This window comes from Mesorhizobium sp. B3-1-8 (assembly GCF_006439495.1).
Lineage (GTDB): Bacteria > Pseudomonadota > Alphaproteobacteria > Rhizobiales > Rhizobiaceae > Mesorhizobium.
Map to the genome: position 1 here is coordinate 151,383 of NZ_VFTK01000001.1, position 15,487 is coordinate 166,869.

Here is a 15,487-nt window from a genome sequence, read left to right on the forward strand (position 1 = left end):
CATGCGGGTTGAGGGTATCCCCGCCTCACCCGGCTACGCCGAAGGCCCGCTGTTCGATCTCGACCAGCCTCCGGCCGGCTACGAAGCCAAGGCGAACGCGGCCGAGGAGAAAGCCGCGCTGGAAGGGGCGATCAGCAAGGCCGTCGGCCGGCTGGCTGCGTTGACTGAAACCGCCGATGGCGACGCCGCCGACATCCTCGAATTCCACATCGCCATGCTGGAGGACGACGCGCTGAGCGGTCCGGTCTTCGCGGCGATTGGTTCCGGACAGGCGGCGGACGCCGCCTGGCGCGCGGCGCTGGACGGCGAGGTTGCCGGCTACGAAGCGTCGGACCAGGACTATTTCCGCGCCCGCGCTGCGGACCTACGCGACATTCGCGATCAGGTGCTGCGGGCGCTGAGCGAGGACAGCGAGGCCGCGGCGCCCCCGGGCGCGATCCTCTATGGCGAGGACATCGCGCCGACGCGTTTTCTCGAAACCGATTGGAGCAAAGGCGGCGGCATTGCGCTCAAGCGTGGCAGCACCGCCAGCCATGTCGCCATGCTGGCGCGCTCGCGCGGCGTGCCGATGGTCGTCGGTCTCGACATCCCGGCTGGACCGCTCACCGGCGCGGCGCTGCTCGATGCCGAGCGCGGCGGGATCGTTTTCTCGCCGTCGCCCGCCGAGATCGAAGCCTTCCGGCAATCCGCCTCCGCCTTCGCCGACCGGCAGGGCGCGGCGCGGACATTCCTGACGGAGCCGGCGGTGACCAAGGCCGGCACCACCGTGCGTGTCCAGGTCAACATCGCTTACCCGTCCGACGTCGACGGCATCGATATCGCAAGCTGCGACGGCGTCGGCCTGATGCGGACCGAATTCCTGTTCGGAAAGACATTGCCGGACGAGGAGATGCAATACCGTGCCTACCGCAAGGTGCTGGACTGGGCCGGCGACAAGCCGGTGACCATCCGCACCGTGGACGCCGGCGGCGACAAGCCGATACCGGGTTTCACGGTCGAGGAAACCAATCCGTTTCTCGGCTTGCGCGGCATAAGGCTGTCGCTGGCGCGGCGCGATATTTTCCGCGTACAGATCCGGGCATTGCTGCGCGCCGCCATCCACGGCAATCTGAAGGTGATGTTCCCGATGATCGCCACGCCCGACGAGTACAGCCAAGCCGCCACGCTGTTCGCCGGGGAACAGGCGGCGCTTGCTGCGCAGGCCGTGGCGCACAAGCTGCCGCCGCTCGGCATCATGGTCGAGGTGCCGTCCGTCGCACTGGCGCCAGAAGCCTTCGCCGATGTCGCCTTCTTCTCGATCGGCTCCAACGATCTGACGCAGTATGTGATGGCGGCCGCGCGGGACAACGCAGCCGTGGCGCATCTCAACTCCGTCCGTCACCCGGCGGTGCTGCGGCTGATCGCTGCGGTCACCGCCTTCGGGCGGGAAAGAGGTATCCCGGTCAGCCTGTGCGGCGACGCGGGCGGCGATCCGGCAGCCATCCCGGCGCTGCTCGAAGCGGGCCTGCGCGACCTGTCGGTCGCTCCCGCGCAACTCGCCATGGCCAAGGCGGCCATCGCGGACGTGCCGGTGTAGGCGCGGCATGGCCAGGACCGAGAAGATACCGGAAACAGGCTCGGAAGAGGCGATCCGCGCCTACAAGACGATCCTGTCGCAGGTCATCGACCAGCGACCTTCGGGCATGCGCCAGCGCCTTGCCGATGCGCTCGGCAAGCACCGCAGCTTCGTCACGCAAATTTCCAGCCCGGCCTATTCGATCCCGATCCCGTCAAAGCATCTGCCGGCCATCTTTTCCGTCTGCCACTTCAGCCAGGCCGAGCGCGACCAGTTCATGGCCGCCTATCACCAGGCGCATCCCGGCAAGGTGCCCGCGGCCTCCGGTCCGCGCAAGACACGCCATGTCTCGCTCATCGTGCCGGATTTCGGCGACGACAGGCAAAACGCCGCGCTCGACCGGGCGATCAACGAATTCATCCAGAAGATAACCAGCATCGCCGGCAAGGGCAGCGGCTGAGCAAAAGCAATTCCAGGAAAAGTGTGTGGCGGTTTTCCGTTCGGAATTGCGTAAACTAAAGACCGTCGGGAGGACTGCCATGAAGAAATTCATCAATTCGGTGGACACGGTCCTGACCGAGAGCCTCGATGGCTTCGCGGCGGCCCATGCCGATATCCTCGTGCTCGGCGAGGAGCACAAATTCATCCGCCGCAGGGAACTGAAGCCAGGCAAGGTGGCGTTGATCTCGGGCGGTGGCTCCGGCCACGAGCCGCTGCATGGCGGCTTTGTCGGCCATGGCATGCTCGACGCCGCCTGCCCCGGCCAGGTCTTCACCTCACCGACGCCCGACCAGATGCTCGCGGCCGTTGAGGCCGTCGACACCGGCGCCGGCTGCCTGTTCATCGTCAAGAACTACGAAGGCGACGTGATGAATTTCGACATAGCGGCCGAGATGGCGGACGGCGTGCTGCAGGTGGTGACCAATGACGACGTCGCGGTCGAGAACTCGTCCTATACGACCGGGCGGCGCGGCGTCGCCGGCACGCTGGTGGTGGAAAAGATCGTCGGCGCGGCGGCCGAGCAAGGCATGCCGCTGCCCGCGCTCAAGGCGCTGGGCGACCGCGTCAACGCCGCGACGCGCTCGATGGGCGTGGCGCTGACCAGCGGCACGGTGCCCGCCGCCGGCAAGCCGACCTTCGAGATCGGCGACGGCGAGATGGAATTCGGCGTCGGCATCCATGGCGAGCCCGGCCGACGGCGCGACACGCTGAAGAGCGCCGATGCCATCGCCGACGAGGTCTGCGCCGCGATTGCCGGCGACCTCGGCGAACGGGCCAAAGGGCCGGCGCTGCTGTTCGTCAACGGCTTCGGCGGCACGCCGTCGATGGAGCTATACGTGATGTACAACAGCGCCCGCAGAATGTTCGAGAAACAGGGCGTGACGGTTGTCCGCTCGCTCGTCGGATCCTATGTGACGTCGCTCGACATGGCGGGATGCTCGATCACGCTGACCATACTCGACGACGAAACGTCAGCACTTTGGGACGCGCCGGTTCACACGGCGACGCTGCGCTGGGGGATGTAAGCGGTTTCAGCCGAGCTGAAGCTGCGGATTGATGGCCTAGACCACCTTTGACGGGCCAGCGACGACAGCGGACAGCTTGCCCACCTTGCGCAGCACCGGTGCTTGATATTGCTTCTTGGTCATTTTCGTGCCCTCCGACTCCAGCTTGTGAGAATGCGGCAAAGTTATTCGCACTGTCAATTCATGCGCGGGGTTTGCCCTTGCGCTGCTGGCATCCCTGATGCTTTTCTGCAACCATGTTCGCCATATCTGTCTTCCATGGACGAATCTTGACCAGATTGATGCTGCCTTCTCTTGCGCCTGCCGATGAGAAACTGCTGCTGACCTTCGCCGACCCCGAGGCACCGGCCGCCGCGGGCAATGGCCTTGCGGCCAAAACCCTGCTGGCGCTGCTCGCCAATGCGGAGTTTCATGGCGTGCTGCCGATCATGCTGCGCAAACTGAGGGAAATCGGCGACGCTCAACTGCCGCAGGACACAGCCTTGCAGCGGAAATTGTCGGAGTTGCGCGATGAAGCGACGATGGCGACCGGTCAGTCGATGTTGTTGCAGTACCATGGCGACCGCATCATGAAGGCATTGGCGGCGAAAGGCGTGCCGGCCCGGATCGTCAAGGGACCGGTGTTCGCACGCAAGCTTTATCGCCAGGTTGCGGACCGTCCCTTCACCGACATCGACATTCTCGTCGACCCGGCCAGCATCGAGGAAGCCAACAAGACCATCGGCGAATGCGGCTTCGAGCTCGGCAGCGACGAGGCCGAGTCGCATGAATTGCAGGAGTTCAAATGGCTGGAGAAAGAGAACTCCAGCCTGCTGATCGAGTTGCATGGCGATCTGGTGCACGACACCGGTATGCGCCGGCGCCTGTCGCTCGGGTTTCGGGAATTGCAGGCGATCGACGACGGCGAAACCGACACGCCGGCCGCGCTGCTCACCATCGCCATCGTCCATGCCGCCGGCGGCCACAAATTCCACCGGCTGCAGCTCTGCGTCGACGTGCTGCAAGGCGTGCGGGGGCTGAAATCGCCGGAGGAGGAAACGCGGCTGCTCAAGGCCGCCCGCATGACCGGCATCGAGCTTGAGCTGGCCACGGTCCTCAACGTCACCGGACGCCTGTTCGACGCGCCACGCGCGATCGAGCTTGCCAACCGCATCAAGCCGGACCTCTCGATACGGCTGGCGAAATGGCTCATCACCGGCAACATGCTGCTTCGGGTCAATTCCCGCGAAAAGCTGCGCTCACGCCTCAGCCGCGATGCCTTCCGCTGGGTGCAGAGGCTGGCACGGCCGCGGCCATATCCAGCCTGAGCCTGGGATGGAGAAACCGCTCTCGGCCGTGTTCGTCACCGAGGTTTCTCCCGTTACCGCGCCCCTGCTTGCGCGCTGGGCAAATGGCGGCCACGGCATCGCCGCCGTGGTCGTGCCGGGCCCACGTGCCGGCAAACGCTTCAGCTTCAGTGTCCTGCGCCGTCGCCTGCGGCGACGGTTTGCGTTGATATCTCATCCCAGACACGCCATGCCCCGGCTGATCGAATTCAGCCCGCCCTACGACTGGGATACGCTCGGGCGGGACCTCGACGTGCTCGGCGCCGATCTTCTGATCTGTTTCGGATATGGCAAGCTGATTCCGCGAACCGTGCTGGAGCTGTTTCCAAACGGCGGCCTCAACCTGCATCCCGCGCTTCTGCCGCACTATCGCGGCCCGCATCCGATTCACCGGCTGGTTATCGACCAGATGCATGAAGCCCATGGCGGCGTGACCTTGCACAAGATGACGTCCGGCTTCGACGAGGGCGACATCCTCGCGCAGGTTGGCTTTGCAGCAGAGGACTGGCATTCGGCCGCAACGGTGAACCGGGCCCTGGCCGACGCGATGGCTGCGCTCGCGGCGGATATTGTGCCCGAGTTTTGCCGTGGCGGGCTTGCCGGATTGCCCCAGCCGGATGGGGCATATGTCTGGGCGCAGATCGAACAGGGCCCGTTGATCGTCGGCACGCAATCGTCAAGCGACCATGTCGCCCGGCTGTGCCGGATCGTCGGGTCGAGTGTTCCGGTCAGTGTGCTGATCAATGGAAGACCAGTCCGGTTGGCTCAGCCGGTCCGTCGCCTGGGACCACCCAGCGGCAAAGCGGCGAAATGCCGATGGGGACTGGTGGAGTTCGACTGCGCCGACGCGCGCGTCGTCCATCTGGGCTACAACAAGCTGTCCAGGCTGTTGTTGCGATGGCAGTCGAAACCCCGCCAGGCCCGGCGGGAACAGCGATCCTTCCACATCCGGCGTTTCGGCGCGAAGAGCTAACTCTTTGTTGGAGCATGATCTTCTCCGAGAACCGGTTCCCACTTTTCGGGATCATGCTCCAGGCTTGTCGCAATTCCCGGACGCAAAGCCGCTCACACTTTCCTGGAATTGCTCTAACAAGCCTCAAGCGCAGCCTGGATCAACGCGGCCGCATCGGCGGGACTTGCCCCGACTTCGAGCGTGAAGGTCGGCACCGTCTTCACCAGGGCGGCGATCATCGCCATGCGCCTTTTCTGCAGCGACAGCAGGCCGGTCATGCCGGTCCGCACATTGTCCGTGGCCAAAGCCACCATGGCGTCGGTCCTGGCCATCGGCAGCAGCCGGGTCTCGGTGCCTGCCGAACGCGCAAGATGCAGGAGCGCGGCGACGGGTCTGGCGCGCACATCCTCGACGCGGATGATTTCGCCGAGGCGGTCCAGCGAAACGGACTGCTCGCCCTCGGTGTCCCATTTTTCGCCCAGGTAGGGCGCCACGAAGGGCAGCATCGCCGCCGTGTTGCGGTGGACCTTCACCCTGCGCGGCATGCCCCAGGCCGTGATGCCCTGCCCGCTTGCGTTGAGGATCATCACGTCGTCCGAGCAGAGGCCGAAGCCCCGCGACGCAAGCGCGAGCGATGTGGTCGACTTGCCTGTACCGCTTGGCGCATGAATGAGAACTAGGCCGTCCTTTCCAGGCAAGGTGAGGCCCGCGGTGTGCAGCATATGCTGGCCGTCCGCGTCGAGCGCCGCGTCCAGCACCATCATCAGCAGGGTCCACTTGATCTTGCTGTCCGGATGAAGACGGATTTCGGCCTGGCCCCCGCCGTCGTGGATCGACACGGTCTGCTGGCCCGGGAAGACGAGATGGAAGACGCTTCCGGCGTCGATCATGCGGCAATGGCCGTCCACCGGCACTTCGCCGTCGAAAGCCAGCTTTCCTTCGGGGTTCTCGTTCAACTCAAGCGTTTCGACGATGTCGACGCGAAAGCCGGGCTGGACAGGCTCGTCCACACGCAGGGCGCCGAGCATCAGGTCGAAGCTCGGCCACAGATCGGCACGCGCGGCGGTGATGCTCAGGACCTGACCGTTGAGGTCGTAGCGGAAAGTCTGGTCGCTCAAGCGGCTGGCGCCTTCATCCTGGCCGGGTGGCGGTAGATCTCCACCATGCCGGGCTGGCTGTCGCTGACCACCGGCTCGCCGTCGAGGCAGACCCAGCAATGCGCCGACAGGCGAGGCTCGTTCATCGACTTGGCATCGACGCCGAAACGCAGCTCCGGATCAAGGCCGGCCATGCGCAGAAAGCGAAAACCGAGCAGGCCTTCCCGAAGGCACCTGCGGTCGCGCATCAGCCAGGGACGCCGCACCGTTCGCTTGACGCGGTGGACGATGTAGGTCCAGGGCAAGTCACGATAGGGCGCCGGCGACTGCAGCGGCGCCAGTTTCAACACGCCTTCGAAATCGCGCCGCCCGACCAGCACCGGCATCAGCCGGGCGCTGAGCCACAAATGGACGCGGAACAGGACGCGCAGGGCAGGGCCGTCGGCCATCACGCGCCCGGGTCGGCGAGAATGCCTTCGGCCACCAGTTCGGCGGCCAATTCGGCCATGTCCTGGTCGAGCGTTGCCTTGTCGACCTCGAACTCGTCCGACAGCAGGTCGACGATCTGGTCGAGGTTGCGCGCACCGTTCACCTTGTCGAGAAAAGCCTCGGTCGTATCGTTGCAGGTGTAAAGCTGGCCGCTGCGCGCCAAGAGCACGACGGCGCCATCGCCGACATGCTGCACGGACGAATCGTCCGCCATGCGCAGCACCGTTTCAGAGCCGATTTCCGCCATCCGCCCGCTCCCTTCGCTGAAGAGCAATTAGCGCGGCACAGCAAGGCTGTCCATCGCTGTGGGGTGGCGAAGGGGACGATAGCTCGGCAGCCTTTGCCCGTCGCGGGCGAATATTAGCGAGGTCTTGCCTTCCTGCCCTTGGGTAAGCTATGAGTCCGCCGGGCTTTGGGGAGTGATGTGCATGCGTTACAATTGGGAACGGGCTCCGACGGCGTTCGAGCGCCATCGGAAGGCACTTGCGGCGGCCATCTTGATCGCCGGCGGCGTCGGGCTGATGCTGGCGGCGCTACCGCTCTAAGCCGGTTGATATCGCAGACCAGGCATAGACGGCGCTCGCGAGAGGGCGGAAGAATCGTTTGGCCCTTGTCTGAGCGACCAGGACCAGGCGATCAGGGCAGTTGGCCCGTCACCGCCATGAAGCGGCGGTCGCGGCCTTCGAAGCCCTGGCTGAGCGCTGGACCAGCGCGACAATCGCCACCGGCTTGCCCTTGGGCGCGAACTCATAGATCACCGACAGGCTGCAGGATGTCAGGCAGGTGCGCGCGAACCAGGCACGGCCTTGACCTCGTGCAGCACCTTCATCGGCCTGCCTAACTCTGCAGCATCCAGCGAGAAGCCGATGATGCGCCGCGCGGCTGTTTGCCGCCGCGCCGGCAAACACGACGCACAGGCCGAGCGCCACGGCAGGCAAATCTCTCATCTCCCCCCTCGTTCGGCCGAAACCCGATGCTGCCGCGTATTGGCCGGCAAGGCGAGAGCGGAGTGGAACCAAAATGCAGGAAGACATGGCCGGCGGAACCGGCTTAGGCTATTTGCCGGTTGATGAAAGCTATTCCTGGGGAGGAAGACCACATGGCCTCACGCTACCGCGAAGTCTATGAGGGCTGGAAAAGCGACCCCATAGGGTTCTGGGCCGAGGCGGCGAAGGCGATCGACTGGTACACACCAGCCGAAAAGGTCTTCGATCCGGCGGAAGGCGTCTATGGCCGCTGGTTCATCGGCGCCACCTGCAACACCTGCTACAACGCAATCGACCGCCATGTCGCCGGCGGACGCGCCGACCAGCTGGCGCTGATCCATGACAGCGCCATCACCGGCACGATCCGGAAATTCACCTATGCCGAATTGAAGCGCGAGGTCGTCGCGCTTGCCTCGGTGCTGAGGCATCGCGGCATCGGCAAGGGCGACCGCGTCATCATCTACATGCCGATGGTGGCGGAAGCTGCGATCGCCATGCTCGCCTGCGCGAGGCTGGGCGCCGTGCATTCCGTGGTGTTCGGCGGCTTCGCCTCGCATGAGCTCGCCACCCGTATCGACGACGCCAAGCCGAAGCTGATCATCACCGCGTCCTGCGGGCTGGAGCCGGGCCGCGTGGTCGCCTACAAGCCGCTGCTCGACAAGGCGATCGAGATGTCGAAGCACAAGCCCGACGCCTGCCTGATCCTGCAGCGCGAGCAGCTGCGCTGCGAGATGAAGGACAATTACGACTTCGACTATGCGGACGCGGTGGCGCGTGAACGTGCGGCCGGCGCCAATGTCGACTGCGTGCCGGTGCTGGCCACCGACCCGCTCTACATCATCTACACCTCCGGCACGACCGGCCAGCCGAAAGGCATCGTGCGCGACAATGGCGGCCACATGGTCGCGCTGAAATGGACCATGGACAACGAGTTCGGCGTGAAGCCCGGCGAAGTGTTCTGGGCTGCCTCCGACGTCGGCTGGGTGGTCGGTCATTCCTATATCGTCTACGGGCCGCTTCTGCATGGCTGCGCCAGCGTGCTGTTCGAGGGCAAGCCGATCGGCACGCCGGATGCCGGCACCTACTGGCGGGTGATCGCTGAGCATGGCGTGGTGGCGCTGTTCACCGCGCCGACCGCCTTCCGCGCCATCAAAGGGCAGGATCCCAAGGGCGAGTTCGTGCCGAAATACGATCTGTCGAAATTCCGCACCCTGTTCCTGGCCGGCGAGCGTGCCGACCCCGAAACCATCAAATGGGCCGAGCAGAAGCTCGACCGTCCGGTGATCGACCATTGGTGGCAGACCGAGACCGGCTCGCCGATGACGATCAACCCGGCGGGGCTCGGGCTGTTGCCGGTGAAATACGGCTCGCCCGGCGTGCCGATGCCGGGCTACGACATCCGCATCCTCGACGATGCCGGCCACGAAGTGCCGCGCGGCACGCTCGGCAATGTCGTGGTCAAGCTGCCATTGCCCGCCGGCTGCCTGCCGACGCTGTGGAACGCCGATGCCCGCTTCCGCCAGGCATATCTCGAAGAGTTCCCCGGCTACTACAAGACCGCCGACGCCGGCATGATGGACGGGGACGGCTATCTCTATGTGATGGCCCGCACCGACGACATCATCAACGTCGCCGGCCACCGGCTCTCGACGGGCGCCATGGAAGAGGTGCTGGCGGCCCATCCCGATGTCGCCGAATGCGCGGTCATCGGCATTGCCGATGCCATGAAGGGCCAGGTGCCGCTCGGCTTCGTCGTGCTCAATGCCGGCGTGTCACGCGATACCGGCGCGATCGAAAGCGAGGTGGTAGGGCTGGTGCGCGAGCGGATCGGCCCGGTTGCCGCCTTCAAGACGGTGGTGACGATCAAGCGGCTGCCCAAGACCCGCTCCGGCAAGATCCTGCGCGGCACGATGCAGAAGATCGCCGACAAGGAGGAATGGACAATGCCGGCGACCATCGACGATCCCGCCATTCTCGACGAGATCACGGCGGCGCTGAAGGGCCGCGGCATCGGGGTGTAGTCGCCAAGCAGACGTCCGCGTTAAGGAAGAATTCACGAATTTGTCCCGCACTGCAATCGCTTGTTGTGCAGCGCAGCAATAGACTTTAAAGTTTGCGTTTGGGGGGCCATACCGAAGGCACGGCATGGCTCAGCACAAGACGACATTCGGCGGTGTCGACATCCTGCGTTTCCTGGCTGCCGTCATGGTGATGTTCTATCATTATGGCTTCTGGGTCTGGGCCTTCCCCGACGGCGTTTCAGCGCGCGCCACCGGCGGCATCCCGCCGCATCCCGAAATGGCCTTCGCCGGTTCCGGCTGGGTCGGCGTGCAGGTGTTCTTCGTCATCAGCGGTTTCGTCATCGCCTTCAGCGCTGAGAATTCCACGCCGCTGAAATTCTTCGAGGCGCGCTTCCGGCGGCTGATGCCGGCGGTCTGGATCTGCGCGCCGATCTCCGCCATCGTCCTGCTCGCTGTCGGCCTCTCCTGGCCGACGGACGCCGTGATCCGCCTCGTCCGCACCGGGCTGTTCGTGCCCTTCGAACCCTGGGTGGACAGCGTCTACTGGACGCTCGGTATCGAGATTGCGTTCTATGCCATCGTCTGGGTCCTGCTGCGGTTCGGCCGATTCGACCTGATGGAGATAGTGGCCATCGTCATCGGCCTCGCCAGCACATTGTTCTGGTGCGCCTATTTCGCCTTCGGCTGGACCGATCTCGCCGAGACGCGCTGGCTGCAGCTGGCCTTGGTGCATCACGGCGCGTTCTTCGCCGTCGGCGTGCTTCTGTGGCTGATGCGCTTCAAGGCGGTAACCCTGCCGCGGCTTGCCTTCGCGGCCCTGTTCCTGTTCGGGGGCGCATTGCAGATCGCAAGCTCGGTCGACGTGCACAGCGTCAAGGTGGAAGCCGCGATGCCTTACACGGCGCCGATCGTCGTCTTCCTCGCGGCGGTGGCGCTGATGGCGTGGTCGCTGCGCCTAGACCTGTCCTGGCGCGGTTGGCGGCGGATCGGACTGATGACCTATCCGCTCTATCTCATCCACGATGTCGTCGGTGCGGCGATGCTCGGCGCCCTGACGCGCGCCGGCGTGCCCTATCTGGCCGCTATTCCCATTGTCGGCGCTGCCATGATCGCGGTGAGCTGGCTGATCGCGGCCGAGGCCGAGCCGCAGATCCGGCGGCTCTTGGACTACACGCTGTTCCGCTATCGGTTGAAGGCCGCCTGACGACGCGACTGCCGATCGCGCGCCGGTGTGGAATTGTTTGCATTCGGCATGATATCGAGGCGCAGATCAGTGCAAATAGCCGAGCCTCAATCCGTGAATCTTTTCCAACGATCGAGACGCCCTCGACCCGCGCCACGCGAGCGCCTCGTCATGGACATGCGCGACACGGTCGTCTACGCGATCGGCGACGTGCATGGCTGCCACGACGAACTGCGCGCGCTGGAGCAAAAGATCCAGCTCGATGCGCAGCGGTTCGGCGGCCGCAAGATCATCATCATGCTGGGCGACTATATCGACCGCGGGCCGCACTCGCGGCGCGTGGTCGAACATCTGATGGCGCCGCCGCCGAGAGGGTTCCTGCGCGTCTGCCTGGTGGGAAACCACGAGGTCGCGCTGCTCCTCTATCTGGACGGTCATCTCTCGCGTGAGACCTGGCTCGGCTATGGCGGGCGCGAGACCTTGTTCTCCTACGGCGTCGATCCGGATCGCCTGGCAAGTCTCTACGGTTCCAGCGAACGAACGGACGCGCATATACGCGAGGCCATTCCCGCCGGCCATGTCGACTTCCTGCGCACGTTGCCCATAATGGTCTGCTCCGAGCATTTCGTCTTCGTCCATGCCGGTATCCGGCCCGGTATCGCGCTCGAGGCGCAGGACGAGGGCGACCTCCTCAACATCCGCGAGGAGTTCTTCGAGGCGGCGCACCGTCTCGACCGCTGGGTGGTGCACGGACACACGGTCGTGGAGATTCCGACGCTCGACGGGCGCCGGCTCGACATCGACACCGGCGCCTTCCAAACCGGGCGGCTGACCGCGCTCAGGATCGTCGGCAAATACGGCCGGCTGCTGTCTTCAAGAGATTGAAGACGGCGCGTCACGCAGCCTGTTTGGCGCGCGATTCCGACTTGTCCAGATAATAGGTCGAATAGCGGTCGAAGAACCTTTCCGAGCCACCGAGCGAGCCGTATTTGGCCAGCTTCTTCAAATCGACCTTGTTGAGCACCGCGCCGATCACCTTGTTGGCGATATAGGGCTCGGATTCCAACATCGAGCGCACCATGTTGCGCGGCGTGCGGCCCCATTCGGTGACCAGCACGAAGCCGTCGACCAGCGGCGCGAAAGCCTTGGCGTCGACGACGGGGCCGAGCGGCGGCAGGTCGACGATGATGTACTCGAACGTCTCCTTGGCGTTATCGATGAAGCGCCGCATGCCGGCCGAGCCCAGAAGCTCGCTGGTGTGCGAGAACTGGCCGCGCAGCACGGCGGGAATGATCGCGAGCTTGGTCTGGCGGTCGACCTTGCCGACCGACTGCCAGGTCTGGCCGTTGACCACCGCTTCCATCAGGCCCTGCTCGGCCTCCATGCCGAGGCTGCGGCTCAAGCCCGGATTGCGCAAGTCGCCGTCGATGAGCAGGGTCTTGGCGCCGTTGGCGGCGAGCAGGCCGGCAAGGTTCGCGGCGACCGTCGACTTGCCTTCGCCGGGCAGCACCGAAATGACGCCGATCACCCGGCTGCCGCGGTCTTCCATCACCACGTCGAAGGCGATCTTGGCGTTGCGCAGCGTCTCGGCGAACATCGAGGCCGGGGCGTCGATGCTGACGCGCATGCGCGCCCGTCTCTCAGCCGCGGAAAGGCTGGCCACCTTGCCGTCGGCCGGCAGGTCGTCGGCTTTGCTATCCTTGGCCTTGCCGCCGCCGATCGTCGGCAGATAACCGAGGAATTTCAGGCCGACGCGGTCGCGAATGTCCTCGCCCGTCCTGAAGAAACGCTCGTTGAACTCGTTGAGGCCGCCGAAGCCGGCGCCAAGCATCAGGCCGAGCACCAGCGAGAGCGCCAGCACGCGCAAGGTGCGCGGGCTGGAAGCCGCGAGCGGCATCGTCGCGTCGGAAATGATGCGGACCTTGCCGACCGGGAAGGACTGCTGCTGCGAAGCTTCCTCATAGCGACTGAGGAAGGTCTGATAGAGCGTGGTGAGCGCTTGGGCCTGCTGGTCGAGCTCCTTCAGCTTCACCTGCGACTGGTTGTCGATCGAGCTCTTGCCAGCGGCGGTGGAAATCTTGTCGCGCAAAGCCGTCTCGCGCGCCTGCGCCACCTCGAAATCGTTGCGGTAGCTTTCGGTGAGCTGCTTCAGCTGGCCGAAGATCTGCGCCGAGACATCGGCCTTTTCCTTGGCCAGCGCGATCGCCTGCGGGTGATCCTTGCCGAAATTCGTCTCGACGTCCTGCAGGCGCTTGGCGACGGCCAGATAGCGAGTCTTGAGCGCGATGATGACCGAGCTGCTCGGCTGGTCGGCGCCGATGGCCGAATCGTTGAAGGCGCTTTCGGAGCCGCTGTCGACGATCGCCTTGTATTGCTGGTAGCGGGCGCTGGCTCTGGCGGTATCGGCCTGGGCGACGATGAGCTGTGCGTTGAGATCGGCGAGCTGCTTGTCGCTCAAGAGCTGGCCGTCGCTGTTGGCGGACAATCCATGTTCGGCCCTGAACTTCTCGACGGCCATCGCTGCCTGCTGAGAGCTTTCGCGCAACTCCGTGAGCCGGCCCTGCAGCCACAAGGCCGCGCGCTCGGTGGCGTCGAAGCTGGCATTGAGCTGGTCGGCCAGATAGGCGTCGGCATACGCCTTGGTGATGGCCGTGGCCAAGGCAGGATCAGGCGCCTGGTAGCCGATGGAAATGACGTAGCTGCGGCCGTTGCGCTGCGCCAGCACCTCGCTCTGCAGCTTCAGCACGGCATAATCGTGGCGTGCCGTCTTGATCATGGCCTGGCGCGTCGCCTCGTCGACATTCTGCATGCCGGGGATGTCATCGGCCGAACTGCCGCGGAAATAGCCGACCGCGCCGCGCAAGAAACCGATGCCCTTGGCCAGAGCCGATTGCGGCGGGTTCATGAACGCTTCGTTCTGGTCGAGCTTCAGCTTGTCGACCACCACCGATGCAAGGCGCGCGGACGTCAGGATCTCGATCTGGCTGAGCAGCGAAGCGTCGGTCTGCATGGTTTGCGACGCCGCCGAGATATCGTCGACGACCTTGTTCAGGCCCTCATCGATCAGGACGCTCGCCACCGACATATATTGCTTGGGTGTGGTCTGCAGATAGATCACGCCCAGGAACAGGCCGATGATGGCGCAGACCGCCACCACCTTGACCTGTCGGGCGGCCATGCCAAGCAGACGCTCGATGTCGATGAAGTCTTCACCCTTTTCCGGATCGGTGCTGGGCAACGGCATCCTCTTGTCGAGAGGGAAGTTGGCATAGTTCATCTTCGGTCCAATTCCAGGTTGCAGGCGCTATCGGCCTTGGTAGATCGGCGTCGTGACCAGAAAAGACCGCGCAACGTCGTTGCCAGGATGCGCCGGGCCGGAAGGCCCTGGCGCTTGAGTGGCTGTCGCGCCATCGCGGGTTCGTATATGCACCCGAAAGATGGGCATTATGCGGCTACTTCCCGGCGCTCATGCGACCGGACGAATTGCTGCAGCATCTCGAGGACAGGCCCCTTCATGTCGTCGCGCGCCAGGGCGAAGGCGATGGTGGCCTCGATGAAGCCTTCCTTGGAGCCGCAGTCGAACATGCGGCCATCGAAAGGCCGCGCGTAGAAAGGCTGGCTTTGGGCCAGCCGCACCATGGCATCGGTGAGCTGGATCTCGTTGCCGGCGCCGCGCTGCTGGTTGCCGAGCAGCGCAAAGATCTCCGGCTGCAGAACGTAGCGACCATTGATGTAGAAATTCGACGGCGCATTGGCCGGCGCGGGTTTTTCGACCATCGCCGTCACTTCGAAGCCGGATGCCACGTCGGCGCCGCGGCCGACAATGCCGTATTTTCCGGTTTCGGAGGGATCGCAGCGCTCGACGGCGATCACATTGCCGCCGGTCCGCTGATAAAGATCGACCGTCTCGGCAAGGCAACCGCGCGCACCAAAGGACACCATGTCGGGGAGCAGCAGCGCGAAGGGCTCATTGCCGATCACGTCGCGCGCGCACCAGACGGCGTGGCCGAGACCTTGCGGCGACTGCTGGCGGATGAAGGAGGTGGCGCCGGCCTCCGGCAACAGGCTTTCCAGCGATTGCAACTGCGCCTTTTTGCCGGTCTGCTCCAGCGTGCCGATCAGTTCAGGATGCAGGTCGAAATAGTCCTCGATGACCGCCTTGTTACGACCGGTGACGAAGACGATGTGCTCGATGCCGGCCTCGAACGCCTCGTCGACGGCATATTGCACGACAGGCTTGTCGACGACGGGCAGCATCTCCTTCGGCATCGACTTGGTCGCCGGCAGGAACCGCGTTCCGAGCCCCGCCACCGGGATGACTGCCTTCCTGACTTTCTGCATCTGCTCTTCCTT

The 15,487-nt window shown here is 64.7% G+C and carries 15 protein-coding genes; 8 read left to right on the forward strand and 7 right to left on the reverse strand.

Going from position 1 to position 15,487, the window contains the following annotated elements:
* Position 1 precedes the first annotated feature (1 nt).
* The 3 genes from ptsP to dhaK all read left to right on the forward strand — a co-directional run bounded on the left by ptsP (position 2) and on the right by dhaK (position 3,081).
* Positions 2-1,576 carry a phosphoenolpyruvate--protein phosphotransferase gene (gene ptsP, locus FJ424_RS00730; RefSeq protein ID WP_181181938.1) on the forward strand — a complete coding sequence of 525 codons (1,575 nt, stop codon included), beginning with the start codon at positions 2-4 and terminating at the stop codon, positions 1,574-1,576.
* Positions 1,577-1,583: 7 nt separating this feature from the next.
* Positions 1,584-2,015: a hypothetical protein gene (locus FJ424_RS00735; RefSeq protein ID WP_140650398.1), complete on the forward strand. Its 432-nt coding sequence runs from the start codon at positions 1,584-1,586 to the stop codon at positions 2,013-2,015.
* 79 nt (positions 2,016-2,094) lie between these two features.
* A complete protein-coding gene (gene dhaK / locus FJ424_RS00740) occupies positions 2,095-3,081 on the forward strand; it encodes a dihydroxyacetone kinase subunit DhaK (protein WP_140650401.1) in 987 nt (328 codons plus the stop codon).
* Positions 3,082-3,117: 36 nt separating this feature from the next.
* Here the strand turns inward: dhaK and FJ424_RS00745 are convergent, their stop codons facing one another.
* Positions 3,118-3,315: a hypothetical protein gene (locus FJ424_RS00745; RefSeq protein ID WP_140650404.1), complete on the reverse strand. Its 198-nt coding sequence runs from the start codon at positions 3,313-3,315 to the stop codon at positions 3,118-3,120.
* 47 nt (positions 3,316-3,362) lie between these two features.
* Between FJ424_RS00745 and FJ424_RS00750 the strand changes: the two genes are divergently transcribed.
* Positions 3,363-4,388, forward strand: coding sequence for a nucleotidyltransferase family protein (locus tag FJ424_RS00750; RefSeq protein WP_181181947.1), 1,026 nt, complete (start codon positions 3,363-3,365; stop codon positions 4,386-4,388).
* A gap of 7 nt (positions 4,389-4,395) precedes the next feature.
* Complete coding sequence (locus tag FJ424_RS00755; protein ID WP_181181939.1) at positions 4,396-5,379, forward strand: formyltransferase family protein; 984 nt, start codon at positions 4,396-4,398, stop codon at positions 5,377-5,379.
* A gap of 113 nt (positions 5,380-5,492) precedes the next feature.
* Here FJ424_RS00755 and FJ424_RS00760 read toward each other — a convergent pair whose 3' ends face one another.
* The 4 genes from FJ424_RS00760 to FJ424_RS33370 form a co-directional block, all read right to left on the reverse strand.
* Positions 5,493-6,476 (reverse strand): serine kinase, encoded by a 984-nt coding sequence (locus tag FJ424_RS00760; protein ID WP_140650410.1) that lies wholly within the window; start codon positions 6,474-6,476, stop codon positions 5,493-5,495.
* Positions 6,473-6,904, reverse strand: a complete 432-nt coding sequence (locus FJ424_RS00765) for a lasso peptide biosynthesis B2 protein (protein ID WP_140650412.1) — start codon at positions 6,902-6,904, stop codon at positions 6,473-6,475. Before FJ424_RS00765 ends, FJ424_RS00760 begins: the two co-directional genes overlap by 4 nt.
* Positions 6,904-7,191 (reverse strand): PqqD family protein, encoded by a 288-nt coding sequence (locus tag FJ424_RS00770; protein ID WP_140650415.1) that lies wholly within the window; start codon positions 7,189-7,191, stop codon positions 6,904-6,906. Before FJ424_RS00770 ends, FJ424_RS00765 begins: the two co-directional genes overlap by 1 nt.
* A gap of 406 nt (positions 7,192-7,597) precedes the next feature.
* Positions 7,598-7,891 (reverse strand): hypothetical protein, encoded by a 294-nt coding sequence (locus FJ424_RS33370; protein WP_181181940.1) that lies wholly within the window; start codon positions 7,889-7,891, stop codon positions 7,598-7,600.
* Between the two features lie 152 nt (positions 7,892-8,043).
* Between FJ424_RS33370 and FJ424_RS00780 the strand changes: the two genes are divergently transcribed.
* The 3 genes from FJ424_RS00780 (at position 8,044) to FJ424_RS00790 (ending at position 12,019) form a co-directional block, all read left to right on the forward strand.
* Positions 8,044-9,951, forward strand: a complete 1,908-nt coding sequence (locus tag FJ424_RS00780; RefSeq protein WP_140650418.1) for a propionyl-CoA synthetase — start codon at positions 8,044-8,046, stop codon at positions 9,949-9,951.
* A gap of 124 nt (positions 9,952-10,075) precedes the next feature.
* Entirely contained in the window at positions 10,076-11,155 is a 1,080-nt protein-coding gene (locus tag FJ424_RS00785) for an acyltransferase (protein WP_140650421.1), read from the forward strand.
* A 150-nt stretch (positions 11,156-11,305) separates the two neighbouring features.
* Entirely contained in the window at positions 11,306-12,019 is a 714-nt protein-coding gene (locus FJ424_RS00790; protein ID WP_246677103.1) for a metallophosphoesterase, read from the forward strand.
* A gap of 10 nt (positions 12,020-12,029) precedes the next feature.
* On the opposite strand, the gene FJ424_RS00795 is transcribed toward FJ424_RS00790, so the two are convergent.
* Both FJ424_RS00795 and galU read right to left on the reverse strand, forming a co-directional pair.
* On the reverse strand, positions 12,030-14,411 hold the full coding sequence (locus tag FJ424_RS00795) for a polysaccharide biosynthesis tyrosine autokinase (RefSeq protein WP_140650427.1): 2,382 nt from the start codon (positions 14,409-14,411) through the stop codon (positions 12,030-12,032).
* Between the two features lie 167 nt (positions 14,412-14,578).
* Positions 14,579-15,475: a UTP--glucose-1-phosphate uridylyltransferase GalU gene (gene galU / locus FJ424_RS00800; RefSeq protein WP_140650430.1), complete on the reverse strand. Its 897-nt coding sequence runs from the start codon at positions 15,473-15,475 to the stop codon at positions 14,579-14,581.
* Positions 15,476-15,487: the final 12 nt, after the last annotated feature.